This is a genomic window from Halobacillus litoralis (genome assembly GCF_009856355.1).
GTDB classification, from domain to species: domain Bacteria; phylum Bacillota; class Bacilli; order Bacillales; family Halobacillaceae; genus Halobacillus; species Halobacillus litoralis_B.
Genome location: NZ_WMEW01000013.1, coordinates 43095 through 69021, shown reverse-complemented (window position 1 = coordinate 69021; position 25927 = coordinate 43095). Strand labels below are relative to the sequence as shown.

At 48.4% G+C, this 25927-nt stretch carries 33 protein-coding genes; 21 read left to right on the top strand and 12 right to left on the bottom strand.

The annotated features are described in order from the left end of the window. Nucleotides 1-67: 67 nt before the first annotated feature. Complete coding sequence (locus GLV97_RS16465; RefSeq protein WP_084162986.1) at nucleotides 68-190, bottom strand: YjcZ family sporulation protein; 123 nt, start codon at nucleotides 188-190, stop codon at nucleotides 68-70. Between the two features lie 75 nt (nucleotides 191-265). After that, nucleotides 266-469: a hypothetical protein gene (locus GLV97_RS16460; RefSeq protein ID WP_160890129.1), complete on the bottom strand. Its 204-nt coding sequence runs from the start codon at nucleotides 467-469 to the stop codon at nucleotides 266-268. Between the two features lie 264 nt (nucleotides 470-733). Here GLV97_RS16460 and GLV97_RS16455 point away from each other — a divergent pair, with 264 nt between their 5' ends. The 17 genes from GLV97_RS16455 to GLV97_RS16380 all read left to right on the top strand — a co-directional run bounded on the left by GLV97_RS16455 (nucleotide 734) and on the right by GLV97_RS16380 (nucleotide 16060). Further along, entirely contained in the window at nucleotides 734-2218 is a 1485-nt protein-coding gene (locus GLV97_RS16455) for a phytoene desaturase family protein (protein WP_160835394.1), read from the top strand. Further along, the gene (locus tag GLV97_RS16450) at nucleotides 2215-3690 is read left to right on the top strand and encodes a phytoene desaturase family protein (protein ID WP_160835395.1); all 1476 of its coding nucleotides are present in this window, start codon (nucleotides 2215-2217) and stop codon (nucleotides 3688-3690) included. Before GLV97_RS16455 ends, GLV97_RS16450 begins: the two co-directional genes overlap by 4 nt. 2 nt (nucleotides 3691-3692) lie before the next feature. Beyond that, entirely contained in the window at nucleotides 3693-4529 is an 837-nt protein-coding gene (locus tag GLV97_RS16445; RefSeq protein WP_160835396.1) for a phytoene/squalene synthase family protein, read from the top strand. A gap of 68 nt (nucleotides 4530-4597) precedes the next feature. Continuing rightward, on the top strand, nucleotides 4598-5002 hold the full coding sequence (locus GLV97_RS16440; RefSeq protein ID WP_160890128.1) for a hypothetical protein: 405 nt from the start codon (nucleotides 4598-4600) through the stop codon (nucleotides 5000-5002). Nucleotides 5003-5074: 72 nt separating this feature from the next. Beyond that, the gene (locus GLV97_RS16435) at nucleotides 5075-5323 is read left to right on the top strand and encodes a hypothetical protein (protein WP_160890127.1); all 249 of its coding nucleotides are present in this window, start codon (nucleotides 5075-5077) and stop codon (nucleotides 5321-5323) included. A gap of 91 nt (nucleotides 5324-5414) precedes the next feature. Continuing rightward, nucleotides 5415-5561, top strand: a complete 147-nt coding sequence (locus tag GLV97_RS19845; protein ID WP_202409564.1) for a hypothetical protein — start codon at nucleotides 5415-5417, stop codon at nucleotides 5559-5561. A 97-nt stretch (nucleotides 5562-5658) separates the two neighbouring features. Further along, nucleotides 5659-6102: a nucleoside deaminase gene (locus GLV97_RS16430; RefSeq protein ID WP_160890126.1), complete on the top strand. Its 444-nt coding sequence runs from the start codon at nucleotides 5659-5661 to the stop codon at nucleotides 6100-6102. Between the two features lie 211 nt (nucleotides 6103-6313). Continuing rightward, a complete protein-coding gene (locus GLV97_RS16425; protein ID WP_160890125.1) occupies nucleotides 6314-7138 on the top strand; it encodes a M55 family metallopeptidase in 825 nt (274 codons plus the stop codon). Between the two features lie 15 nt (nucleotides 7139-7153). Beyond that, a complete protein-coding gene (locus GLV97_RS16420; protein ID WP_160835401.1) occupies nucleotides 7154-8089 on the top strand; it encodes an ABC transporter permease in 936 nt (311 codons plus the stop codon). Between the two features lies 1 nt (nucleotide 8090). After that, nucleotides 8091-9047 carry an ABC transporter permease gene (locus GLV97_RS16415; protein WP_160890124.1) on the top strand — a complete coding sequence of 319 codons (957 nt, stop codon included), beginning with the start codon at nucleotides 8091-8093 and terminating at the stop codon, nucleotides 9045-9047. A 5-nt stretch (nucleotides 9048-9052) separates the two neighbouring features. Continuing rightward, entirely contained in the window at nucleotides 9053-10054 is a 1002-nt protein-coding gene (locus GLV97_RS16410; RefSeq protein WP_160890146.1) for an oligopeptide/dipeptide ABC transporter ATP-binding protein, read from the top strand. A 20-nt stretch (nucleotides 10055-10074) separates the two neighbouring features. Next, nucleotides 10075-11700, top strand: a complete 1626-nt coding sequence (locus GLV97_RS16405; RefSeq protein WP_160835403.1) for a peptide ABC transporter substrate-binding protein — start codon at nucleotides 10075-10077, stop codon at nucleotides 11698-11700. 55 nt (nucleotides 11701-11755) lie between these two features. Beyond that, nucleotides 11756-12676 (top strand): S66 peptidase family protein, encoded by a 921-nt coding sequence (locus GLV97_RS16400; protein ID WP_160835404.1) that lies wholly within the window; start codon nucleotides 11756-11758, stop codon nucleotides 12674-12676. A 16-nt stretch (nucleotides 12677-12692) separates the two neighbouring features. After that, the gene (locus GLV97_RS16395; RefSeq protein WP_160890123.1) at nucleotides 12693-13790 is read left to right on the top strand and encodes a dipeptide epimerase; all 1098 of its coding nucleotides are present in this window, start codon (nucleotides 12693-12695) and stop codon (nucleotides 13788-13790) included. 14 nt (nucleotides 13791-13804) lie between these two features. Then, nucleotides 13805-14752, top strand: coding sequence for a C40 family peptidase (locus GLV97_RS16390; protein WP_160835406.1), 948 nt, complete (start codon nucleotides 13805-13807; stop codon nucleotides 14750-14752). Next, nucleotides 14749-15762, top strand: a complete 1014-nt coding sequence (locus GLV97_RS16385) for an ABC transporter ATP-binding protein (protein ID WP_160890122.1) — start codon at nucleotides 14749-14751, stop codon at nucleotides 15760-15762. Before GLV97_RS16390 ends, GLV97_RS16385 begins: the two co-directional genes overlap by 4 nt. A 79-nt stretch (nucleotides 15763-15841) precedes the next feature. After that, on the top strand, nucleotides 15842-16060 hold the full coding sequence (locus GLV97_RS16380; protein WP_160835408.1) for a hypothetical protein: 219 nt from the start codon (nucleotides 15842-15844) through the stop codon (nucleotides 16058-16060). Nucleotides 16061-16105: 45 nt separating this feature from the next. Here GLV97_RS16380 and GLV97_RS16375 read toward each other — a convergent pair whose 3' ends face one another. From GLV97_RS16375 to GLV97_RS16345, 7 genes are all read right to left on the bottom strand, one after another. Beyond that, nucleotides 16106-17572, bottom strand: coding sequence for a phytoene desaturase family protein (locus GLV97_RS16375; protein ID WP_160890121.1), 1467 nt, complete (start codon nucleotides 17570-17572; stop codon nucleotides 16106-16108). Further along, the gene (locus GLV97_RS16370; protein ID WP_237416963.1) at nucleotides 17569-18678 is read right to left on the bottom strand and encodes a glycosyltransferase; all 1110 of its coding nucleotides are present in this window, start codon (nucleotides 18676-18678) and stop codon (nucleotides 17569-17571) included. The genes GLV97_RS16375 and GLV97_RS16370 overlap by 4 nt, the downstream gene beginning before the upstream one ends. A 21-nt stretch (nucleotides 18679-18699) precedes the next feature. Continuing rightward, complete coding sequence (locus tag GLV97_RS16365; protein WP_160890120.1) at nucleotides 18700-19362, bottom strand: lysophospholipid acyltransferase family protein; 663 nt, start codon at nucleotides 19360-19362, stop codon at nucleotides 18700-18702. After that, complete coding sequence (locus GLV97_RS16360) at nucleotides 19343-20113, bottom strand: carotenoid biosynthesis protein (protein WP_160835411.1); 771 nt, start codon at nucleotides 20111-20113, stop codon at nucleotides 19343-19345. Before GLV97_RS16360 ends, GLV97_RS16365 begins: the two co-directional genes overlap by 20 nt. Nucleotides 20114-20414: 301 nt before the next feature. After that, entirely contained in the window at nucleotides 20415-20918 is a 504-nt protein-coding gene (locus GLV97_RS16355) for a DoxX family protein (RefSeq protein WP_160890119.1), read from the bottom strand. A 439-nt stretch (nucleotides 20919-21357) separates the two neighbouring features. After that, entirely contained in the window at nucleotides 21358-21687 is a 330-nt protein-coding gene (locus GLV97_RS16350; RefSeq protein WP_160890118.1) for an S-Ena type endospore appendage, read from the bottom strand. Between the two features lie 22 nt (nucleotides 21688-21709). Then, nucleotides 21710-22039: an S-Ena type endospore appendage gene (locus GLV97_RS16345; protein WP_160835414.1), complete on the bottom strand. Its 330-nt coding sequence runs from the start codon at nucleotides 22037-22039 to the stop codon at nucleotides 21710-21712. Between the two features lie 187 nt (nucleotides 22040-22226). Between GLV97_RS16345 and GLV97_RS16340 the strand changes: the two genes are divergently transcribed. Genes GLV97_RS16340 through GLV97_RS16330 form a run of 3 tightly spaced genes read left to right on the top strand, consistent with a single transcriptional unit; the run spans nucleotide 22227 to nucleotide 22885 of the window. Next, nucleotides 22227-22451, top strand: a complete 225-nt coding sequence (locus GLV97_RS16340; protein WP_160835415.1) for a DUF1659 domain-containing protein — start codon at nucleotides 22227-22229, stop codon at nucleotides 22449-22451. Between the two features lie 18 nt (nucleotides 22452-22469). Continuing rightward, on the top strand, nucleotides 22470-22682 hold the full coding sequence (locus tag GLV97_RS16335) for a DUF2922 domain-containing protein (RefSeq protein ID WP_160835416.1): 213 nt from the start codon (nucleotides 22470-22472) through the stop codon (nucleotides 22680-22682). Between the two features lie 59 nt (nucleotides 22683-22741). Then, nucleotides 22742-22885 (top strand): YvrJ family protein, encoded by a 144-nt coding sequence (locus GLV97_RS16330; protein ID WP_160835417.1) that lies wholly within the window; start codon nucleotides 22742-22744, stop codon nucleotides 22883-22885. A gap of 217 nt (nucleotides 22886-23102) precedes the next feature. Here the strand turns inward: GLV97_RS16330 and lepB are convergent, their stop codons facing one another. Then, nucleotides 23103-23630, bottom strand: coding sequence for a signal peptidase I (gene lepB, locus GLV97_RS16325; RefSeq protein ID WP_423784975.1), 528 nt, complete (start codon nucleotides 23628-23630; stop codon nucleotides 23103-23105). A gap of 297 nt (nucleotides 23631-23927) precedes the next feature. On the opposite strand from lepB, the gene GLV97_RS16320 reads away from it, so the two are divergent. Beyond that, nucleotides 23928-24077 (top strand): aspartyl-phosphate phosphatase Spo0E family protein, encoded by a 150-nt coding sequence (locus tag GLV97_RS16320; RefSeq protein ID WP_160836456.1) that lies wholly within the window; start codon nucleotides 23928-23930, stop codon nucleotides 24075-24077. 79 nt (nucleotides 24078-24156) lie between these two features. Here the strand turns inward: GLV97_RS16320 and GLV97_RS16315 are convergent, their stop codons facing one another. Continuing rightward, the gene (locus GLV97_RS16315) at nucleotides 24157-25014 is read right to left on the bottom strand and encodes an S-Ena type endospore appendage (protein WP_160890116.1); all 858 of its coding nucleotides are present in this window, start codon (nucleotides 25012-25014) and stop codon (nucleotides 24157-24159) included. 116 nt (nucleotides 25015-25130) lie between these two features. Next, complete coding sequence (locus GLV97_RS16310) at nucleotides 25131-25871, bottom strand: choice-of-anchor L domain-containing protein (RefSeq protein WP_160835420.1); 741 nt, start codon at nucleotides 25869-25871, stop codon at nucleotides 25131-25133. Between the last annotated feature and the right edge of the window lie 56 nt (nucleotides 25872-25927).

Below are 25927 nucleotides of genomic sequence, written 5' to 3'. Positions count from 1 at the left end.
TTCCCCTTCTTCCTTTTCAGACTGATAACTCCGCTCTGTTTACATCCAGCGGTTATTGATCATCGCTTCAGCAGTAAAATGCTGCACCTACAATAATAAGCAGGATGAACAATACGACGATTAAAGCGAAGTTGTTGCGGTAGCAGGGTCTGTGGCACTGTCTTCCTCCGTAAGGATAGCCTCCGTACATAAGCTCACCTCCTGTTGTTACATTCGTAGCCTATGCAGAGGGAGGCTGCTGTGTATGGTCATTCACCCAGAAAGGTCAATTCATAAATGTCGGTGGTGATAACTTCGTAATGCTGCTTCTTTGATGAAGAGCTTCTGCCTGCTGGGTCTGCTGATGACTGCACTGATCAAGCTCTTCACACCAATGGTTCAGATGTTCGTTACTATACTGATTGTGGGGCGGGTGATGGGTCGAGTGAGAAGGGTAGTAGGGCCCTGAAATTCTTTGGTTTGCATACATAGACAGTCCTCCTTCGGCTGTATTATTTCCTGAAATCGTGATTTTATCCAGCGTGAATAATTTTGAGGGGGAGGTTTTTTGACACTTGTGTCGAAAATAATAGGGTGAATGCTCTTATGTAGGTTATAGAAGAATGAGAAAGGGTACATCATGTGTATAGGAAAAAATGACCGGCACATTGGAGAAATACAAAAGATAGCTGGTTTTGTACATATTTTGTATAATGATTGCACAACTGATGTCACATAAGAGAAGGTGAACGTAATGAAAAAGATTGCTGTTATTGGTGCCGGCCCCGGAGGGCTTGCATCAGCTATGATTTTAGCTGCCAAAGGATACGACGTGGAGGTTTATGAGAAACAGTCGTTTGTAGGAGGTAGGAACGGCCATTTTTCCTTAGGCGGATATACATTTGATATAGGTCCGACATTTTTGAGTATGCCGCAGATTATGGAGGAAATCTTTGAGATGTCCGGAAGAAACGTTCACGATTATCTCGATTTAAAAGAACTGGCACCGATGTATGAGCTGCAGTTTGGTGGAAAGCGGGTTCCTATGTACCGCGACCGGAGAAAAATGCTCGAGGTCATCCAGGAACATTTCCCCGGAAATGAACAAGGTTATGAACGGTTTATGGAGGAGACAGGAGAGAAGATGCAGGCGCTTATGCCGCTTTTGCAGACGAAGCATAACCGGCTGACGGATTACGTTTCAAAACGGGCACTGAAGGCTCTTCCTAAGCTGTCGCTCGGAAAGTCGGTGTACGATGTCCTTTCCGACTATTTCACGGATGAAAAGTTGAAAATTGCTTTTACATTCCAGGCGAAGTATCTCGGTATGTCTCCCTGGGAATGTCCCGGAGCCTTTTCTATCTTATCGTATATGGAACACGAATGGGGCGTTTATCATCCCATTGGAGGCGTGAACCAGCTGTCAAAAGCGATGGCCGCGGTTACGGAGGAACATGGAGGAAAGATCCATTTGAACAGTGGAGTGAAACGCATCCATACGGACAAAAAGCAGATTTCCAGCCTGGAACTGGATTCCGGCGAAGTCGTAAAGGCTGACGAATACATCATCAATGCCGATTTTGCCGAGGCGATGACGAAACTCGTCGATGATGGCGTGCTGCGCAAACATTCGAAGAAGAAACTGGAAAATAAAAAATTCTCCTGCTCCACTTTTATGATCTATGTCGGACTGGATAAGAAATATGAGATGCCCCATCACACCATTCTGTTTGCTGAGGATTATAAAAAGAATGTGGAGGAAATGACAAAGGATCTCGTTTTATCTGATGAACCGTCCATTTATATCCATAACGCCAGTGTCACAGATGACACGCTGGCCCCTGAAGGCCATTCGGCCGTATACATTTTGGCTCCTGTTCCGAACAATTATTCCGACATCGACTGGGAGGGCAAGGAAGACTCCTTTAAACAACTGGTTTATGACGAAATAGAAGCGAAAACCGGCTTTTCCGATATTCGTGATCATATTGTCGTCGAAAAGGTTCTGACTCCAAAACAGTGGGAAACCGATCATTTTGTTCATCAGGGAGCGACATTCAGTCTGGGTCACCAACTGTCCCAAATGATGTACTTCCGCCCTCATAACCGTTTCCAGGAGCTTGACCACTGCTGGCTTGTCGGGGGAGGAACACACCCGGGAAGCGGGCTTCCGACGATTTTGGAATCAGCGAGAATTACGACAGGATGGATCACAGAGAAAGAGGTGGAGCCGGTATGACCCGTACAGCTATTGTTGGAGGAGGAATCGGCGGTCTGGTCACGGCTTTATACTTATCCAAGCAGGAAGGGCGCCATGTCTCGATTTTTGAGAAAAACGATTTTCTCGGCGGCCGCTTAACCTACGAGCGCCATGACGGCTTTAAAATTGATCAGGGTCCGACCATCGTCCTGCTGCCGGAAATGCTGCTCAGTATTCTGGAGGAAGCGGGAATCCAAAGAGAAGATATTCCGATGGAACCGTGTGACCCGTTATATGATATTCATTTCAAGGATGGATCCACGTATACGAAACACAGGGACCCTGCTCTCCAGAAGGAAGAGCTTGCGAGGAAGTTCCCAGGCAGCGAACAGCATTTCGACCGTTTTCTTCAGGATATGAAAACGAGGTTCCTTCAAGGGAAAGCACAGTTTCTGGAGAAATCCTTTGTTGATAAACGGACATTCTTTTCGGGGAAAAACATCAAAACCCTGATGAGATTGAAAGCTTATCAAAATGTGAAAAAAATGATGCGGAGCTATTTTGATGATGAGCGTCTTGTGGAGGCCTACACGCTCCAGACGCTTTATATCGGGGGCCACCCCGAGCAGTCCCCCGCCATGTATTCGCTCGTTTCCTACAGTGAACATGAACATGGCATCTGGTATGTCAAAGGCGGCTATGCCCACCTCGTTGAAGTCATCCGGGAGGAACTGGAACGCCGCGGGGTTTCCATTCATACCAATGCGGAAGTCAACCATGTCCAGGTGGAGAATGGCGAAGCTTCTTCGATCACCGTCCGGGGAGAAACGCTTTCTTTTGATGAATATATCCTCAATGGAGATTTTCCGCTGATGGACAAACTGATGCCGGAGAAGAAGCGTTTGAATAGAAAGTATACCGCCTCATCCGGATGCCTCCTCCTTTATATGGGCCTTGACCGCATCTATGAAAACAACACGATTCATCAGTTCTTCATGACCTCTGATTTCGATCATCACATGAAACAGGTCTTTATGGATAAGGTGCTGCCTGACGAACCTTCCTTTTATACGTTCCACCCATCCATTATGGATGAGTCCCTTGCACCGGAAGGAAAAGGGGTGCTGTATACGCTGATTCCTGTTCCGGCTGGAAAGGACGTAGACTGGAGCGGAAAAGAGGCATTGATTGAGCACGTATTGGATGAAATGGAAGGCCGTGGGTTCCCTGATCTGCGGAATCATATGGAATGGATGCATGTCCGTACTCCGGAGGATGCCGCAAAAGCCGGCTTGTTTGAAGGCGGCAGTTTCGGAATTGCGCCCACCCTTTTTCAATCCGGTGTGTTCCGTCCGCAGCTGCAGCCCTATCCGATCAGTAATGTGTATGCCGTCGGAGCCTCTGTTCACCCCGGGGGAGGCGTTCCGATTGTGATGCAGGGAGCAAAATTATTGGCAGATTATTTGCAATATGGGTCCAAAAAAAGGCATAATTACAAGCGAGGTGTTTAATGATGACGGATTTGAATCAAGCATACCATCATTGTCGAAGAATTATAGAAGAACATTCCAAGACATTTTCAAAAGCATTCGCTATGCTGCCCAGGCAGCAGAAACAGGCGGTCTGGGCCATTTATGCCTTCTGCCGGCGGGTGGATGATATCGTTGACGAAGGGACGAACCCTAAAGCGGAACTTGAGGAGTTCGCCTTTGAATTCGACCAGTTCCTTGAGGGGAAGCTTGATCTGAATGATCCGTGCTGGCTCGCTCTGGATGATGTTTTCCGTCGGTTTTCCATAGATCCGGACCCATACTTTGATATGATTAAAGGACAGCGGATGGACCTTTATCCTTCCTTGATTGAGACGAAGGAAGATCTTCTTGACTACTGTTATCATGTGGCGAGTACCGTAGGTCTTATGCTGCTGCCTGTCATTGCTCCCGGGCGGACGGCTTCCTTAAGGCAGGGGGCTGTTGAGCTTGGCTACGCCATGCAGTTAACCAACATTCTCCGGGATATCGGCGAGGATATGGAAATCGACCGTGTATACTTACCGAAAGAAGTCATGGATTCCTATGGCTACTCCCACATGGATCTGCGGAAGGGAAAGGTGAACGACGCATTCATTCAAATGTGGGAGGACCTTGCGGATGACGCGGAAACCTACTATGAGAACGCTCTGAAAACCATCCCGCATTACCCGGTGTATTCCAGGGCTCCTGTCGGGGGAGCGGCGAAGATGTACCGGGCCATTCTGCCGACCGTTAGAAAAAATGATTACCAAGTGTTCGGCCGCCGGAATTTCGTTTCGGACAAGCAGAAGAAGCAGATCATTGCAGAAATGCAGTGATGCTGCTTCTTTTTTTATGGAGGAAAGGATCATCAGATGCCTGCATAAGCTGATAGAGGGGAATACGAGTGAGAATAATTTCGATGTGCAGCGCCCTGTTTCTCATTTGCTGGGGGATCACTGTGTGGATGCAGAAACAGCAGGCCGGTCATGTAGAGGAAAAACGTGGTAGACAATGGGATGAGAAAATCCGTCTTATGGAACAATGGTGGAGTCCGGTAAAGGCCATCAAAGGAGTATCGACAGCGCCTCCTCTAAGGATCGTTGCTGTTCATACAAGTCTCTCAGATGTAATGGCTATCCGCAGATTGAAAACGGCGTGGTTGATGGATTGGCGCCGTGAGGGAAAAGGTCTCGTAACGGAGTCGCATTCTGTGCTCTTTTATTTTGATGATGGTCGTCCGTACTGGGCCTTTCATGAGTTGTGGAACAAACAAGGGTCAAGAGGGAAAACAGAAGGGTATCGAAAATAACAGCGGGAGCAAGGCCGACCGCTGCTTTTTTTATAGGACAGGCCTGATCGTATGAGAAAAAGGAGGATCTTTATGACGCTTTTGTTATGGATGGCAGCCGGCATGTTTGTCTCAGGAGCTTTGATCGAAAGGAAGATAAGGGGGATATCTGTTCTTTGGATCGCTGTTCCTGCTTTTGGCGGAGCATGTGCGGCCGGGGTTGCTGCAGGAATTCCAGGCCCTTTACTGGTATCCTTCTACGGGATGGTTTTCCTGGCGGGAGCGGGGATGACAGTAGGCATCCAGTCTGCGGTCGAGTGGACGAAAAGAGAAAGTGGATAAGTCATCCGCCGGGACGTCAGCAGGTATAGTTTTCTATAATATAGCAGATACTTGTAACGATCATCTGTTGTTTATAGAAAGGAGCGTCCTGATGCAGGAGAAGTACTTGATCTACTACCAGGCTAAGTCCGGTGTAGTCAAACGTGTTCCCGTATTCGCTGCTCACCGGGAACAGGCCCGGGAAAGCCATATGAGACAATTTCCGGAAACGAAAATTACACACATTCGATTACTTTAAGGGAGACGATTACGATGCGTCTCTCTTTTTCATAGGTGGAAGAAAGCATAGGAGATCCCAGCTCAGGGAACATAAAGAAACAGAAAGGAGTTGGGGGATGATGATGGAGGATGAACGGATGATCCGTCGTGCGATTGAAATAGCTGAGGATTCAAAAAAACAGGGGAATGCACCATTCGGCGCCCTTCTTGTTAAGGACGGTGTCATACTTATGGAGGAAGGAAATCAGGTGCATACCAAAAACGATCCGACCCATCATGCGGAGCTTGCATTGATCAGGCGGTTCTGCAGGGAGACAGGAACGAGAGACTTAGGAGACTATACCTTGTATACGAGCTGTGAACCGTGTGTCATGTGTGCCGGTGCCCTTGTATTTACCGGCATCGGCCGGTTGATATACAGTGCTTCGAATAAGCAGATGGCTGAGAAAACGGGCGGAGGGATCATGATTTCCAGTAAAGAGGTATTTAAAGCAAGCCCCCACCATCCTGTTGTGAAAGGAAAAGTGTTGAACGAGGAAGGAATAGTACTGTTTGAATGAAGACCGTCGGGAAATCCGGCGGTTTTTCTTTTGTTTTTTTTACAGCTGAACTTGTCGAAAACCATCAGTGATACACAGGATCCGGGGGATACTGCGGTTTGAAATAATATTTCATAGTTCGTTTTCCATCTTGAAATCTTTCCTTTTTATTGGTAAAGTTATGAGAAAATTAGAAATTTTAACACAAAATGTCCAGAGAGGAAGGAAATGTATGAAGCTGTATCTTTCTGTCGACATGGAGGGAATAACAGGAGTTCCCGATCATACCTTCGTCGATTCGTCCGAACACAATTATGAACGCGCCAGGAAAATCATGACACAGGAAACGAATCATGTGATTGAAGAAGCGTTTCGAAAAGGAGCGACGGAGATTCTCGTCAACGACAGTCATTCGAAAATGAATAATCTGCTCATTGATGACATTCATCCCGATGTGTCGCTCATTACTGGAAGTGTGAAACCTTATTCCATGGTGCAGGGGCTTGATGGAGGTTTTGATGGGGCCCTGTTTATCGGGTATCACGCAAGAGCTGCACAAAAAGGGGTGCTGTCGCATTCCATGACGTTCGGGGTACGCCATTTCTTTATCAATGACAGGCCTGTCGGGGAACTGGGGTTCAATGCGTTAATGGCCGGCTATTACGGTGTCCCCGTACTCATGGTGGCTGGGGATGATTGTGCAGCGGCTGAAGCAGAAGCTTTGATCCCGGATATCGTGACAGCGCCCGTGAAAGAAACGATTTCCCGTACAGCTGTGAAGAGCCTGACGCCGAAAAAAGCCGGGGAACTCCTCCGTGAACGAACCGCTCTGGCCATAGACAAACGGGCCGAAATCAAGCCGCTTACACCACCGGAGCATCCTGAGCTGAAGATTGAATTCATGAACTATGGACAGGCGGAATGGGCTCATCTCATGCCGGGAACCGAACTCGACCCTGAGTCGACGACGGTCCGTTTCAAGGCCGCCCATCTATTGGAAGCCTACCAGGCGATGCTCGTCATGACAGAACTCGCTATGCAGGCCACATCGAGCTGAAGGAGGGAGAAGCGCTTGGTTACATACATAGTAAAACGCTTTGTCTATATGATCGTCACCGTCTTTATCATCGCCACGTTAACGTTTTTCCTGATGAACCTTATTCCGGGATCACCGTTTAACGAGGAACGGACAACGAATGCAGTGGTGCAGCAGAATTTAGAGGAACATTACCACTTACATGAACCGCTCGCTGTCCAGTATGTGCTTTATTTAAAGTCGATCATCACCCTTGATTTCGGGCCATCGATTAAGCAGCCGACGGAAACGGTGAATGCTCTGCTCGGCCGTGGTTTTCCCATCTCTGCAGAACTGGGGATCTGGACTGTTTTGATCGCGCTTATTTCCGGGGTGGCCCTCGGAGTGTTTGCGGCTTTAAAACATAACCATGTCATCGATTACATGGCGATGACCATCGCGGTTCTCGGCATTTCCATTCCGAACTTTGTTCTGGCTACCATGTTGATTCAACAGCTGGCTGTCCAGCTGGAGTGGCTTCCGGCCGCGACATGGAGTTCTCCTGCACATATGGTTCTTCCTGTACTCGCGCTGGCCACGGGGCCGATGGCGATCATCGCCAGGCTGACACGGTCAAGTATGTTGGAAACCCTGACCCAGGACTACATAAAAACTGCCCGTGCCAAAGGGCTTTCTCCCTACAAGATCATAGTCAAACATGCATTGAAAAATGCCCTGATGCCGGTGGTGACCATCATGGGGACGCTTCTAGCCGGAATCCTGACAGGAACGTTTGTCATCGAAAAAATATTTGCGATCCCCGGGATGGGCAAATATTTCGTAGAAGGGATCAACCAGCGGGACTATCCAGTCATTATGGGGACGACCGTGTTTTACAGCGCCTTTCTTGTGTTCATGCTGTTCCTTGTTGACATAGCTTATGGATTTTTAGATCCGCGTATCAAACTTCATAAGGAAGGAGGGAGCAGCTGATATGTCTGCTTTAAAAGAAAAGCACCCGGACAATTCCCGGTCCTCGATTCCCGATGAATGGTTTCAGCCGAAGGAAAAAAACATCGATGAAGCCGAATCTGTGGTCCGTCCTTCCCTTTCGTACTGGGAGGATGCCTGGCGCAGGCTCAGAAAGAATAAGCTGGCGATGACAGGATTTGTGTTTCTCATTTTCCTTGCCGTGATGGCGGTCATCGGCCCATGGATTTCTCCGTATACCGTGTCCGAGGCTTCGCTGGCTGATCAAAACCAGCCTCCTTCCATGGACCACTGGTTCGGAACGGATGAACTTGGCCGGGATGTGTTCACAAGGACGTGGTATGGAGCCAGGATCTCGTTGTTTGTCGGTTTGATGGCCGCCCTGATCGATTTCTTTATCGGAGTCGTTTATGGAGGCCTCTCCGGTTACAAAGGGGGACGCACAGACAATGTGATGATGCGGATCGTTGAAATTTTATACGGCCTTCCTTACCTGCTCGTCGTCATTCTTCTGTTAGTGGTGATGGGACCGAGTCTGTTGACGATTATTATTGCTCTTACGGTAACTGGCTGGGTGGGCATGGCGAGGATCGTGCGTGGACAGGTTCTGCAGCTGAAGCACCATGAATTTGTCATGGCGTCGCAGTCTTTTGGTGCCAAAACCAAACGCATCATTCAGAAAAACCTGCTGCCTAATACGATGGGGCCGATCATTGTCCAAATGACGCTGACCGTTCCGACTGCGATATTTGCTGAAGCCTTTTTAAGCTTTCTCGGCCTTGGCATCCAGTCTCCTTATGCCAGCTGGGGAGTCATGGCAAACGATGCCCTCGGTGTGATTTTGTCGGGAGACTGGTGGCGCTTGTTTTTTCCGGCCTTCTTTATTTCAGCAACGATGTTTGCATTTAATGTTCTCGGGGACGGGCTGCAGGATGCGCTCGATCCGCGTTTAAGGAGGTGAGTATGGTGAACAAAATTCTTGAGATTCATAATCTGCATATCTCCTTTACGACGTTTGGAGGAGAAGTACAGGCGGTACGCGGGGTCAACCTCGACCTTTATGAAGGGGAGACGCTCGCGGTTGTGGGAGAATCGGGATGTGGCAAAAGTGTAACAGCCTCAAGCATTATGGGCTTAATCCCTACCCCGCCGGGACATATCAAAGAGGGAAGCATCCGTTTTAAGGGAGAGGACATGACCAAACTGTCCGACAGAAAAATGAGAGGCATCCGAGGGGTCGACATATCCATGATCTTTCAGGATCCGATGACGGCATTGAATCCGACTTTGACTGTCGGGGATCAGCTTACGGAAGGGCTCAGACAGCACCGCAAGGTAACTAAAAAAGAAGCGGATGCCCAGGCTGTAGATATGTTGAACCTCGTCGGCATTCCGAACCCTGATGAACGGATGAAGCAGTATCCCTACCAGTTTTCCGGGGGAATGCGGCAGCGGATCGTCATTGCTATGGCTTTAATATGTGAACCGGAGCTTTTGATTGCCGATGAACCGACCACAGCGCTTGATGTGACGATTCAGGCGCAGATCCTGCAGCTGTTTGACAAAATTCAAAAGGAAACCGGTGTTTCGATCATTCTTATCACTCACGATCTGGGGGTCGTTGCGAAAGTGGCCGATCGAATTGCCGTCATGTATGCAGGGAAAGTCGTTGAAACAGGGACGAGACGGGAAATTTTTTACGAACCACAGCATCCTTATACGAAAGGACTGCTGCATTCCGTTCCCCGTCTGGATCAAAAAGGAGAAAAGCTGATACCGATTGACGGTACGCCTCCGGATTTATTTTCTCCACCCGGGGGGTGTCCATTCACCGCCCGTTGTCCGGCTGCCATGGAAGTGTGCAGCAGGGTTTATCCGTATTCTACGGTCCGAAGCGAAACACATGAGGTGGACTGCTGGCTTCAGGATGAACGGGCGAAGAAGCACGCAGCAACCATTCAATCATAATCACAGAGAGGGGTAGCAGGATGAAAAAGTGGCTGTATGTTTTATGGGGGATTGCTTTGATTGCTGTACTGGCGGCCTGTACAGCGAACAGTTCGAGTGAAGGGGATAGTCCGGAAGGAGAACAGGCAGATTCAGGGGATACCAAAACACTGATGCTGAACAATGGAGAGGAACCGACGTCCTTTGATCCTCCGATGGGGTTTGATTCCGTTTCCTGGAATGCCTTGAACAACTTGATGGAAGGGATGACCCGTCTCGGTAAGGACCACCAGCCTGAGCCCGCAGCGGCTGAAGAGTGGGAAGTGTCCGAAGACGGTAAGGTTTACACGTTTATGATTCGCGAGGATGCCAAATGGTCCAACGGCGATGATGTAACAGCAGGCGATTTCGAGTTTGCCTGGAAACGTCTGCTGGATCCGGAAACAGCCTCACCGGCTGCGTTTCTCGGCTACTTCATTGAAGGTGGAGAAGCATTTAACAATGGAGATGGGGCGAAGGAAGATGTGATGGTGGAAGCGGTCAGTGACAAGGAATTGAAAGTAACACTCTCCTCACCGACGGGCTACTTTTTGAATATTATCTCCAACCCGGCGTTCTTCCCGATCAACGAAAGTGTGGCGGAAGAGAATGCGGAATGGTTTGCGGAAGCGGACAGCTTTGTAGGAAACGGTCCATTTACCTTGGATGAGTGGAAGCATGACAGTGAAATGACCTTTAAGAAAAATGAAAATTACTGGGACAAGGATACGGTCAAACTGGATGAAGTTCACTGGGCCATGGTGAACGATACCAATACCGAGTATCAGATGTATGAAAGTGGAGAGCTGGATACGACGAATATCCCTTCCGATATGTCCGAAGAGTTGATGGAAAGTGATCAGCTGAAGGTCCAGGATCAGGCCGGCACCTATTTTTATCGTTTTAATGTGAACGAAGAACCCTTCCAGAACAAGAAGATTAGACAGGCTCTTGCAATGGCTGTCAACCAGCAGGACATTGTTGATTATGTAACGAAAAACAAAGAAGAGCCGGCCCATGGATTTGTTTCTCACGGGTTTGAAGGGCCTTCCGGTGAAGATTTCCGTGAACAGAATGGAAACCTGGTCGAGTTTAACGCCGAAGAGGCGGAAAAGCTTCTGGCGGAAGGGATGAAGGAAGAAGGGTATGATGAACTGCCTCCGATTACCCTTTCCTACAACACAAGTGAGTCTCATAAAAAAGTCGCCGAAACGATCCAGCAGATGTTCAAGGAAAACCTTGATGTGGATGTCACGCTTGAAAACGCGGAGTGGAACGTATTTCTGCAGAACCAAAAAGATTTGAAGCACCAGCTGTCACGGAGCTCCTTTATTGCTGACTATGCTGATCCAATCAACTTCCTGGAGAGCTTTGTCACGGATTCCTCGATGAACCGTACGGGATGGTCCAATGAAGAGTATGATCAACTTATTGAACAGGCGAAAAATGAAACCGATGAAACGAAGCGGTGGGAGCATATGTATGAAGCAGAGAAGATTTTATTTGAAGACATGCCGATCTTCCCGATACACTTCTACAACTTCGTTCTGCTTGAGAAAGAAGGCGTATCCGATGTGATCCGTCACCCTGTCGGCTACCTTGAATTGAAATGGGCAGATAAGAAGTAACAACAAAAGAGGCACCCGGCCCAGCCGGGCATGCCTCTTCTCTATGGAGGAATATATGCTGAAACCACAACGATTACAAAAAGGAGATACGGTCGGAGTTATTGCTCCGGCCAGTCCTCCAGATTTAGATTCCTTAGCGAAGGCGCTGCCTTTTCTGCGTTCTCTCGGGCTGAACGTGTGGATCGGCCCTAATGTGAAACGGACTTACGGATATCTGGCCGGAACAGACCGGGAACGACTGAACGATCTTCACCAGATGTTCAGAGATCCTGCGATTAAAGGCATTTTCTGCGCTGGAGGGGGATATGGGACCAGCCGGCTGGCTGCTTCCATCGATTACAGCCTGATCCGCAGCAATCCCAAGATATTCTGGGGCTACAGCGATATTACCTATTTACATACGGCCATCCAGCGCCAGACGGGACTTGTCACGTTCCATGGCCCGATGTTGAGTTCGGATGTAGGGAAGCCTGACTTTGATGATCCGTCAAAACAGCGGTTTTCCCAGCTGTTTGATCCGGAGCCTTTTACTTACAGCGATCAAACGTCGCCCCTGCAGGTAATCTCTAAAGGAACGGCTTCCGGGAGGCTCGTGGGCGGCAATCTTTCTCTTCTCGTCAATTCCATAGGGTCTCCGTATGAGATTGAGACAAGGAACCGCCTTCTCCTGATAGAAGATGTCGGCGAAGAACCATACCGGATTGACTCCTTTTTAAGTCAGTTAAAGCTGGCAGGCAAACTAGACGAGGCATCCGGCATTGTCGTCGGTGATTTCAGTGACACCGAACCAAAAAAACGAAAAGAGACGATCGAACTTCAGGAAGTGTTTCATCATTACCTTGCTGACCTTCAAAAGCCGGTCCTGTCCGGGTTTAAAATCGGCCACTGCCTGCCCCATTATGCTGTGCCTCTCGGGGCAGAGGCGGAGCTTTCCAGCAGGGAGAAATGTTTGAGGGTGGCACCAGGTGTGAAATAAGGAAAGGGTGGAAGCCATGAGAATTCAGTCCGTAGAAACCACACACGTAGCCGTTCCGCTTCACAAACCTTTTAAAACCGCACTGCGTACAGTGACCGTCGCTGAATCCATCTACGTAACCATTCACTTTGACAACGGTCTGACAGGCTGGGGAGAAGCTCCACCCACCCATGTCATCACTGGTGAATCGCTTGCGAGTATCAAGTACACGATCGAGAAGGTTTTGAAGCCGGTAATAACTGGTGCTGATCTATTGAAAAGGGAAGCCGTTTTTGAGGCTGTCCATAAGAGCTGTGTCGGGAACACCAGTGCTAAAGCAGCTGTGGATATGGCGTTGTATGACGGACTTGCCCAAGCGGCCGGTCTCCCTCTCTACCAATTTCTTGGAGGGTGGACAGATCAACTGGAAACGGATTACACCGTCAGTGTCAATACACCAGCGGAAATGGCGGATGATGCGGCAGGGTACATCCAGCAGGGATTTCATGTATTAAAAGTGAAAGTTGGTAAAGACAGTATCCACCATGATATCGAACGAATTCAAGCGATTCATCAAAGAGTAGGAGAGGAAGCCGCCATCCGGCTTGACGCCAATCAGGCGTGGACAGCAAAGGAGGCTGTTAATGCCATTCGCGAGATGGAAAGACGGAAGCTTCCGATCGAATTGGTGGAACAGCCGGTCAAAGCTGGAGACATGGATGGACTCAAGCAGGTGACGGAGGCTGTAGATACAATCATTATGGCTGATGAAAGTGTTTTTTCTCCCCAGGATGCTGTACGTGTGTTGAAGACGGGCAGCGCTGATATGATCAATATAAAGTTGATGAAAAGCGGCGGGATCCACCAGGCGCTGAAAATCAACGCGGTTGCGGAAAGCTTCGGCATTCCCTGCATGGTGGGAAGTATGATTGAGACCAAACTCGGCATAACCGCTGCGGCCCATTTTGCTGCAAGCCAGAAAAACATAACAAAAGTGGATTTTGATGCCCCCCTCATGCTTACGACAGATCCGGTGGAAGGGGGCGTGCAGTACAATCAGGCGGTCATGACTCTCCCACAGGCTCCGGGGCTCGGAATTACCCGCTTGTCCGGGGAGGATGTCACGACTTCATAAAGAGGAGGAAGACCATGATAAAGAAAAAAGCGATCGACACGGTCTGGGTGGTGGCCGTTCCGGTAGCCACGGTCTGGACGGCTCCGGATTCACCGAGGGATTGTGATGAACCAGGGATTTCATCTGTCAGTTCCATGATTGAATGGCTGGATCAGCTGGACCATAAGCAGAAACTGGCGCTGTGCGATGATAATCTCGTCCAGTCCCAGCTTCTATATGGGGAAGAAGTGATCGTCGATGAGATGAAGGATGGCTGGGCCCGCATCATTATTCCCCATCAGTCATCAAAAAAAGATGACCGCGGATACCCCGGATATATACCCGAAAGACAGCTCAATGCTCTCCCTCAATCTAAATGGCAGGGAAATGGCATGCTCGTTGTCCACGATAAACAAACGATGCTCCTGGATGAAAAACGTCAGCCATTTCTGGAGGTCAGTTATTTGACATCCCTGCCCGTCATTCAAGAGGAGGGGGTCCTGATCAAAGTCCGTACCCCACATGGCGAAGGCTATATTTCCGCAGAGGCGGCGTCCGTTTATCCTTCGCCCGAAGAGATACCCAAAGGCAGTGGTGCTGCCATCATTGAATCGGCAGAAACCTTCCTCGATCTGCCTTATTTCTGGGGAGGGATGAGTTCGTATGGGTTCGACTGCTCGGGTTTCGCTTATGCGCTTCATAAGGCGCACGGCTACATGATCCCCCGTGATGCAACCGATCAAGTGAACAGGGGAGTGGACATCCCCATCGATCAAAAGCAGCCCGGTGATCTGCTGTTTTTCGCCTATGAAGAAGGGCAGGGACGTGTGCATCACGTCGGATTCTATTATGGAGAAGGAAAAATGCTTCACTCGCCGAATGTAGGAAAAAACATCGAGATCATTGACCTGCGCGGTACGATTTATGAAAAGGAACTGTGTGCGGTACGAAGATACTGGGAGGAAGCGGAGGAAGCAGGATGACGATGGAAAAGGTATTGGAAGTCAAACAATTAAAAAAGCACTTTGACATCGGCAGAAATCAAACATTGAAAGCCGTGGACGGCATCAGCTTCGATATTTACGAAGGGGAAACGTTCGGCCTTGTTGGAGAGTCGGGGTGTGGAAAATCGACAACAGGACGGACGATGATGAATCTTTACCCCGTCACAGACGGGGAGGTTCTTTATAAGGGCAAACGGGTTCATAACCGCAGTGAGCAGGAGCAGTTTCAGCTGAAAAGAGATATGCAGATGATTTTTCAGGATCCGTATGCTTCCTTAAACCCAAGATCTACGGTGGCGGAAATCATTGCTGAGCCTATGGAGATCCACAAGCTTTTCCGGACAAAACGGGAGCGTTTGGAACGGGTGTATGAACTGCTTGAAGAAGTCGGGCTGAATCGTGACCATGCCAATCGTTACCCGCACGAGTTCAGTGGTGGACAGAGGCAGCGGATCGGGATTGCCCGCGCTCTTGCTCTCGATCCATCCGTCATCATTGCGGACGAACCCATCTCTGCGCTTGACGTTTCTGTACAGGCGCAGGTGGTCAACCTGTTGGAGCGGCTCCAGGAGGAGAAAGGGCTCACGTATCTGTTTATTGCTCACGACTTATCCATGGTCCGGCACATTTCCGACCGCATCGGTGTGATGTACTTAGGCCGCCTTGTCGAACTGACAAGCAGTGACCAGCTGTACAAGAACCCCCTTCACCCTTATACAAAAGCGCTGTTGTCTGCCATCCCCATTCCTGATCCGGATTTGGAAGATGAGCGGGAGCAAATGATAATCGAAGGGGAAATCCCAAGTCCGATTGACCCTCCGAGCGGCTGTGTGTTCCGTACGAGGTGTCCGGCGGCGATGGAAAAATGTGCAGAAGTGGTGCCGGAATGGCAGGAAATCGAAAGCGGTCACCATGTCGCCTGTCACCTCTATAATGAAGAAGATCCAGCGGACTCGTCCGTTCGAGGGCGGAAGATCACTCTTTCCTAAGGATGCACCTGTGAAGGTGCTCTTTTTTTTGAAACGATTGGCTCCCTGTTTCGTATAGAAGGGAGAAGGTGGTGGTACGATGAAAAAGTATCTGATATTCATAGGAAGCTTTATCCTATTGTATTTTGTTTATCAATGGCTCTCCGGCATGCTGTTGACGCTCCAATATGATCCTGAGACAGGAGGAGCAGGAAGCGGGCCCTCCCAGCTGTTGGTTCTCATTGGGATTGCGACTGTATCCTATTTCCTGTCGCGTCTGCCAGATAAAAAACAGGGAGAAACGTACAGAGCTACATAAAGAAAGGCTGCTGGATTTCCAGCAGCCTTTTTTAATGTTCGGAATTCACTCGATATGGACGATTTTTCCGATGATTTGATTAGCTGTATTTTCTCCACTGAGCACGACCATCGGAGAACCACCGCCGGGGTGGGTGCTCCCCCCGCAGAACCATAACCCCTCAAGGTCCTGGGACTTGTTGAACGGGCGCATAAAGGCCTGGCTTCTGCTGTTGGACGAAGGGCCGTAAAGCGAACCGCGGTGAGCCCCGAAAGTCTCTTCGATTTCCTCCGGACCGATGATTTTTTCATAGACAAGGTGATCTTGAACAGGAATACCGGCCTTTGTCAACTTGTCATAAACCAGCGCTTTATAGTGCTCCTTGTTCTGCTGATGACCGCTCACAGCCGGGGCATTGACGAGGATAAAACAATTATCCCCCTTAGGAGAGACATCCGGATCTGATTTCGCTGAAGTACAGATGTATATGGTCGGATCATCCGCGTAGGCTCCGTTGGACAGCTGATCGAACTCTTTTTCATAATCCCTTGAAAAGAGCAGGTGATGATGATGCAGCTGCGGGAGGCAGGTGTCGAGCCCTGCCATGATGACGAAAGCGGAAATAGAAGGATCGTAGGAGGCGAGCTTCTGATCACTCATTTTCTTCCTTTCCTGCTGATCGATGAGCTCCGGAACTGCCTGCAGCAGATCTCCGTTGATAATCACATGGTCTGCCTCGAAGAAGTCTCCATCCTTCGTCTCCACGCCTGCTGCACGGCCCTGATACGTATGGACTTTTGAAACAGGGGTCCCGCTGTACAGATGGACACCGGCGGCTTCTGCTGCCTGAACGAAGGATTCCGCGATTCTCGTATTTCCCCCCTTTACATAATAGACGCCGTCATTCCATTCCAGATGAGCAATCATACTGAATGTGGCCGGTGCCTTGTAGGGATTGGATCCGATATATGTCGAGTAGCGGTTTAACGCCTGAATGATATCCGGATTGGAAAAGTACTCCCTGAAAAAACGATCCATCGACTGGAGCGGACGCACGTTCATCATGCTCTTCATAAGAGAAGGAGACAGATAATCCTTCCATCCATTGAATGTGCGGTGCAGAAAATGCTTCCGGGACATCTGATAGAGGCGCTCAATTTCCTTCAGGAACTTTTCATAGGACTGGTAACCTTTAGGATCGAGCTTTTTCAACTGAGTTTTCATAACATCGGGATTAGTAGAAAAATCGAAGGTTGTCCCATTCGGAAAAACGTTGCGCGTATGGGTTTCGATTTTTTCAAAGGTCAGCGTATGGGAGGGGAGGCCTGCTTTTTCCAGGACTCTCGTAAATACCTCCGGCATGGTAATTGTGTTCGGACCGAAATCGAAATGATAGCCTTCTTCATCTACAGCCATCATTTTCCCTCCAAAATGGCTGTTCTTTTCAAATACTTTTACGTCTACGCCTTCACTGGCCAGATGGACCGCAGCGGAAAGACCGCCCAGTCCACCACCGATAATGACTGCTTTCATTGATACGACCTGCCTTTCCATTGATATGAACGACCTCTTTTATGTACAAGCATGGATGCCCACATCATCGCAATCAACAGTGCTCCCGCTGCAGGCATGAGAAAGGACAGCCACAGAGGATGGCCTGTTCGTGCATCGACATACATTTTGAACATGATTAGTAATACGTAGGGGAGCAGCATGTAAAGCGTTCCTGTTCCCGTTCCGAAAACAGCGAGAGCTCCGGGAAGTACAAAAAGAATGGCATACAGGAGCGTGAGGAAGACGACCATCCATGTTGACCGCCCGATACCGGTGTAGAGATTCTTTTTAAACCCTGCCCACGTTTCCTGATTGGATTCATACATATACGAAAGAGCGGAGGATGTAATATTGGCAAGAATCATACGGTAGCCGTTCTTTTTCACTTCACGAGCGAGATGAACATCTTCTACAAGGGAATCCTTGACCGATTCATGGCCTCCGACCGCCTGATAGGCCGAGCGTTCAATCATGATAAAGATGCCGCACGCTGCTGTGAACATCGGCTTTGTCGTACGGTTGGCGATGAAAAGTGGAAGGTGAAGCAGTACGACCATATGCTGAAGAGGTACAAGCATATGGCTCAGAAAATGATGATTCGGATAGAAAGGAAACCCACTGAGCATCGCTGCTTTTCTCTTTCTCATGGTCCCCAGTGTCTTTTCAATTACTGTAGGGACGACTCGTGCATCAGCATCCAGGAAAAACAGGTAATCCCCCTCTGCTTTTTCTGAAAGCTGGTGACAGGCGTGTACCTTACCGTTCCATCCATCCGGCAGTTCTTTCCCCTGCAGGATGGTATATCGGGGATCTCCTGCGGTAAGCGAGAGCAGTTCTTCATAGGTGCCATCTTCAGAATGATCATCGAGAAGGAGCATTTCAAGATTCGGATACGTGAGCGTGGATAACGAGGAGATCAAGCCCTCCACGTTATCCCTTTCATTACGGAGCGGGACGAGCAGGGAAACTTTTTGGTCGGTCTGTTCCTGCTTATCTGCCCTCAAAGGATATAAGAATAAACTGTTAATGATTGTCCATAGGTTCATGACGATTAAACCAAGGACAAGGATGATAAACCATAGCAATGACAGAAGCCTCCTTTCTGTTTAAATAGGGCGGAACACCTCATGGTTTTCCTGTATGACCCGTGCCCGTAGATCATCCAGCTGCTTCGTAGCTGCCGTTTCGAAATAGTGTGTCATCGACTTCCGGTTCAGCTTGGCGTAACCCTCCTGTGGAAGAGGCTCCCCGATCGTTATGTAAGCGTTCGGCTTTCGTTCATGCTCCAGTGCATAATAAATAGAAACAGGTACCACGTGGACGTGTGGTGCTTTTTGGACGATATAGCTGATCCCGGAAAAAAACTCGAGTGGACGCTTTTCAAGGGGCTGCTCAGCTCCCTGCGGGAAAATCCATACCGTTTTTCCTGAGGCCAACAGATCTGCGCTGTAGGTGAGGGATTCCATAAGATGCTTCCGGCTCTTGTTGTTGATGGAAAAAGCGCCGATGCTTCTGAAAAAGGGAAACTTCTGCAGCCCTTCCTCATGCATCATGCCGTGTCCATCGGAATGGACGACCTGGTCATTGAGGTAAAAGATGAACAAAGGGTCCCACCATGCCGAATGGTTGATGAGGAATAAGGTATTCTCCTTCGGAACGGTTTCCGGAGCGTCCAAAAGGATACGGTTAAAATGCTTCTTCAGGAACATCCGGTTGAAGCGGGTGAATCCCCATTCGATGACCGGACGTTTATGAGATGGCTTGAACATGCTTTTTCCTCCAGAAATAAAGAGCATACCAGCCGGCAGTCAATAGAGCGACAAGGGTGATGGCAGCGTAAAGCCCTCCGGTGAAAGCCATGCAGATGAACAGGAACACCATCAGTCCGAAAACAAGAGCCATCCGTTTCGGCCACGTCCCGTCATTCGCCTGGTTATCCGGATTCCAAATCAGGAAGACGAGATGGAAGAAGGCTGCTGTTATGAACCACCCGGCAAAATTACTGAAAGGAATGTCATAATAAAAGCCGGGTTCCTGCCAGATCCAGTATTCTTTTACTTTATAGGATACAGGATCGAGGATAAGATCGATGGTTACCGCACACAACGCTCCAGTAAGAAGGAACGTCAGGAAACGGATGAAAGGCGGAAGTTCACTGGAAATGACACGGGCCATTTCGTGGGAGCAGCCGATGATCAAGAGCCAGGCAAATCCGATGGTAATCGGGGTATCGGCAATCTTGACACCGAAGTCCTGGGTATAATCATAAGTTCCGAACAGGAAGTTGTAGGCCACACCTAAATGCTCGACATAAATACTGGCAGCAATAATGAACAGGCTGTAAAGGATGCCTGTTCTTTTTCCATACATATGTATAAAATAAAGCCCGGCGACCACTCCGGCAGCGATCAGGAACACACTGTTCGCCCATTCGAGCCAGGGAGGGAGCCAGTCAAAGGTGACCAGGAATACGCCGCATATGTACCAGAAAATAAAAAAACGGAAAATATAAGTGGACATGAACGCACCTCAATTTCTACGATAAATTTCAATGATGGATCAGGGCCGTAACCTTCTTTCATGATACCTCATCCATATACAAAATAAACAATATTTTGTATTCGCTTCAAATCTGTTTACCGTCCGCTTAACGGCGGGTATGGCTTCAGCTTCATTGGTCAAAAATGGACCAGGTGGATCTTCAGCCCGTGACGCTTTGGCGTTCCTCAGTGGAATGGATAGGGGAAGGTACCTTGAAAAGGGTGGAAGCACAAAGAACAAAGAGCAGGCCTGTGTCTGCTCTTTGTGAAGGGCTGATCTATTACGTAAGAGCCAGCTGACTTTTGCGCAGGTGCGGCCGGCGTTTTTGGATGAGTGGAACGATCCAGTGATCAAGTCCGTACCGTCCGGCATTGATACCGGCAGCCAGAATAAAGACCGTCAGGATGACCATCTGTGGATTGGTGTTGACAGTTCCGCTGAATAAGAAAGCAAAATTCATCAGGATGCCTCCAAAGGCGGCAGCAGTTGTAAATAAACCAAGGATTAGAGCGATACCTGCAAGGATTTCCCCCCACATCACGAGCTGGGCAAATAATTCATGGTTTGGAAGGGCAAAGCTTTCAAGGAAACCCGCCCACCACCCTTGAACGGCCGGGTGTGCACCTTCTGCTTTGCTTATGGACCCCTGTAGAAATCCCTGAACTTCAAAACCTCCGGTCAGTTTACCGATTCCAGCATTCAGCCATGTTACACCAAGGTATACCCGGATGACCGCTAACACGACTGCAGCTGTTCTGCTTGTTCTAAAGAAATCATTCAACATGATCCTCACTCCTTGTAAAAATAGTTTGTTCAACATTTCACATGATTGCCGGCATCTTTTCTACAGTTCCAGTATACGACATCATGTTCGTAGTAAGAGTCAGAATGTTCACCATTTCACAATACGGACATAAAGATAAGAATATCCTGTGAACGTTTCGTTTTGAATAAGGAACAGCGGGAAAAGAGAAGGTATAAAGATGCGGGGAACGCCTGAAAATAAAAGAAGCAGATGAAAGCGTTTTTTGTTAGAATGGAAGCAGAGAGAGGAGTGGGAAGATCATGGAAATCGTCATGAATGTTGTGAGTATTGTCGTTATGCTGGGGTTGATCGGCCTCACTATTTTTGATCACGGTTAATACGTAGAAAAAAGAAAGTCCGGCTACCTGTCTAAGAGGTTTCCGGGCTTTCTTTTTGTCTGCACGCAGATCTGATTGAATTAGGCAAGGACGCGCTTGTAAAGCGTGATGCAGTAGGTACCGCTGTCGCCAATCGCAGAGGTAATCGTAAATGAAGTCGGGCTGTTGACGCTGACAGAGTCAGTAACACCTGGAGCTGCTGCAAGAACCCCAGGTGGTACACCTACGACTGCCCCTGCTACAGGAGCCAGGCTGGAAGCCGAGTTGAAAATCTGGAAGGTCCCGGAAACGTAGCTTCCTGCAGGAGCGCTCCACACTTCTTCAGCTGCAAGCAGGCCGTTGAAATTCCCACAAATTTTTTCCTGAACGATCTGCGCCTGCGGACAGCAGGCCGAATGTGATTGACACATAATCATATTCTCCTTTGTTTTATTAAGCTAAAACACGTTTATACAACGTAATACAGTACGTGCCGGTTATCCCGGCGAGGGTGGTTACCGTAAATAATGTCGGGTTGTTAACACTTTCGGAAACTGTGTTCCCCGGCAGGGCTGTCAAAACGACATCCCCGGCTGTGACAATGCTTCCTGCACTTGATGCCGAATTAAACACTTGGAATGTTGCAGAAACATAACTCCCGGCAGGCGCTTCCCATAGAGTTTCAGCGACCAGCAGTTCATTGATGTTCCCGCAGATTTCCTCCTGAACGATCTGTGCCTGGGGGCAGCACGCGGACCCGGAATCCGAGTAGACACCACACATATTCATTCCTCCTTGCAGCCTCGATTTTTACATCTACACTATAGTAATAATCTATGTATTATCGTAGAAACAGCTTGTGCATCCGTCTATGAAGGCATATCATTCTGGGATTTGGGCCATAAGGATAAATAGACCGACACCTATCAGCCTTTCGCTTCGATTATAGAAGTGAGAGGAGGTGAGAAACATGGCCGTAACCAACACCCGCATTGATTCCCGCCTGCAGCTTGTATTAGCGGTGGGACAGGACGAAGAGGGAAACATGGTTTACAAGACAAAATCGTTTAACAACATGAAAACCGAGGCATCAGACGAACAGCTCTATCAAACAGCTGCTGCGCTTGCCCCGCTTCAACAGCACATCTTGGAAGAAGTCGCTCGTGATAACCGCTCGATTCTTACTGAAGAATAATGACTGGGAGGTCATGGAATGAAAAAGCTGGAGCTTAAGTTTTTAAATGAAGAAAGCAGAACGGTGACCATCAGTCTGGATGAACCTGTAGAACCGGTGGATCCGGCTGCGGTGAATGCTGCGATGGATGAAATCCTTCTTCAGGACTGCTTCACATCGACAGGTGGAAGTCTTGTCTCGAAGAAAGAAGCGCGCATTGTGGAGCGGAACGTATTTGATATTACATTGTAAATGAGGAAAGCCGCCCGGGAGATGCGGGCGGCTTTTTTTATCAAAGGAGGATGCTGCCCTTGGACACGTGGATATCGATTATGGCGGATGTCGGTTTTCCTGTTGCGGTGACCTTTTACCTGCTTCACCGTATCGAAGGTAAGCTGGATCAGCTGATTGAAACGATGCATCAGTGGCCGGAGAAGCTGATCAATCAAAAATAAAAAACATTCAGCCTGGAACGAGGCTGCCTCCTATTCGGGTCTCGAAATCATGCGGCTTCAAGGTACTATTGCGTTTTTAACAGGGAATGAGAAATGTAAGCCTCATGAAAATAGAAAAAAGCGGATGGCTTGGAAATTTTGTATCCATGCCATCCGCTTTTTTGAGCTTTACCTTTCACAAATCCTCAGTTTTTCAGTGCCTCGCCTGGAAAGGTTTTTAATTCGTTAGTCCCCATTCATTAAATGGATAGATCACCAGTTCTGTACGGCCGATGATTTCATCTTCTTCAATAAAGCCGAGGCCGTTGCGGCTGTCTTTACTGATGGAGCGGTTATCTCCCATGACGAAGTATTTTCCGTCGGGAACATCAACAGGACCGTAATCTCTTGTAGCGGAGGCTGCATCTTCACTCAAGTATTCCTGCGTCTCCTTCTCTCCATTAACATAAAGCTCATGATCCCGGATTTCAACGGTATCTCCAGGCAGACCGATGATTCGTTTCACATAACTTTTGACAGGACGTTCGATGATAACGATGTCTCCACGCTCAGGCTCGTCTATATAGTAGATAATTTTATTGAACATGACTCGTTCACCGTTTTGGAGAGTAGGATCCATGCTGGCACCCTCTACGATAGACGTGGCGAAGAAGAACGTTCTTAGAATGAAGGCCAGTGTGATGGCGACGGCGATGGCTTTTAACCATTCCAGCCATTCACTTTTAGATTGTTCGGACAATCTCATCTTCCTTTCTCGATGAACAGATATGATTTCGCTCTTATTTTACCATATTGCTTTAGAAATGAAAGGGAGATCGATTTCAATGTAATGGATATGTAACATAGGAAAGGGGGAAACGACGGTCTTCCTATGTCGAATTGTAAATTGTTTTAGCAAATAACTTTACAAATGAAATGAAAATTGAGATAATTCTTTTCGTGCAGGTTGGACAGGCGAACAAACATTCCTTTTGCTTACGTATATGAAAGAGATAAATACAAAAAAGATAGGACTGGCAGGAGGTCGTCGCACGTGCAGGTTATGGATAAAGAGACGATGCTGGAAGAGGTTGAGCGCCTTCGGAAAAGAATGATGGAGGTCGCGAATGAAAAGGGATTCTCCAGTGTGGAATCGGTTCAAATTAGTCAACGGCTGGATACATTACTCAACGAGATTCAACAACAATCATAAAACTTACAGAGCTTACCGTTCTGTAAGTTTTTTTATGTACCTGCCCTTTTCAGAATGTCATTTTCACATAAAGAGCAGATCAGTTTTTTTGGTCGGAGCAGGAAGTAGGGCGGATCGGTGGACGTGGTTCACATTCCTGAGCGGTGACAGCAATGGTTGCAGGGTGAACGACTTTTACAGACTGACAGATATCAACCAGCAGTTCCAGACAGAGGCAGTGTTTGACTTTCGTAATCGTTTGGACCCTGCAGGTAAAGCTGGTCACTTCACATTGGATGATCGTCCCCGGCGGGGCACAGAGAAGGAGTTTTTCTATTTGGGAAAAGGCGCATACGCAAATGCACCCATTCGGAAGTTTGACACCCAGACAGCCTTCTTTACATAAAGTAATCTCATGAAAGGTGATTTTTTCACCCGACGGCAGAACAACCGGAACTTCTTTTCTCCGTCCAATTTCCCTGCATACAATAGAGGTGATATCGGCTTTCCTGCAGCACCCATCCGCTAAAAAGCAGGTGTAGCATTCGCAATCAAGGGGCAGTTCTTCCTTACCTTGAGGTAGGATGTAGTTTAAATCCAGGCAGTATTTTCCTTTTAAAATTCCATCGCCTGTACGCTCAACTTCAAGACTTTGGAGCCCTTGGACGGTTCTGCTGAATGTTTTCCCTGTACCGCTTTTTATTTTATCTCCATTAATAAAGATAGAAAGATCATTCAAATCTCCCTGCTGTAGGGTGAGGACAATGGTGCCTGTGACAGGCTCAGCCAGCAGCGACTGCCATAGCAGTTCACGGGAATCGTTCATCAATGTGAAATTCCCGCAGACTTCATCCATGAGAACGTCATCCACAAACGAAATGGTTAAGCATTTCGTAAATTGAAGTGGTGCGGTTACCCAGTCATACACTTTTTCTGCCTGTATACAATGCTTATCCATAAGATCCCCCCTTTTAGAATAGTAGCCGGCACCTGCAAACATTCATGCTGGTCCCTCTTTTTTATCATCATGGCAGACAGCTTTTTTTCTCCTTTTCCCAGCATTATCAATCCTGCTTAAGGACAGATCGGTTTTACAGGTTCCGGGTCTTCGCAGCCGGTGATCCGCAGATTATCCAAAAAAGCAGCCGAGTTAAACACCCGGTCAATGACGTCAGCCACTCGGAGCTGTAGGGTGATCAGTTCACAGCTGTAGCAGGATAGATCAAGCTCTGCTGTGTAGATCTCAGTGGTCACAGCGTTGTACGTAACATCATTCGGTGTAGGAAAAGGAGGAAGAGGAGCCATGGAACTCCCATTCGGCATATTGGAAAAGGGTGCAGCGTTTGTAACCGTGACGGGGGTTCCGTCGGGAAGCAGGGCAATATTTTCGGTACCGAGAGAAGTGAAGACATCCGCCCGGAAATAATCGGCAAACTGTCCGACAAACTGTGGATTTTCCTCGGTCCCGAATTTCCAGTCGAATGTCAGCTTGCCGGGGTCCTTCGGCAGAAGGAATTGCAGCCTGACCGTAACAACATCAAGAGACTCCTGTCCGTCCGGAGAACCTAAGGGGTCTCCAGCGGGAACGATGGGGCCGCCTGTGTTTTCAGAAACAAACGTAGGAGCCGTCCCCGGCGTCAGGCTTGCAAAACCGCTGCTTAAGACAACGAATTCATTGCCATTTGTCGGAAAGCCCTGCAGTGGTGTAGAAAATATCTCGCTTTGATCAGAAGGACCCGTTACCGTTGCATTAACTAAACAGCACTGTGTTAAAGGAGTGACCAGCGCTTCGACAATTTCATCAATCGTGGCCATATAGGCACACCACCTTTCAAAATGGACCAGCCTCTAATCGTAAAATAAAAAGGCAG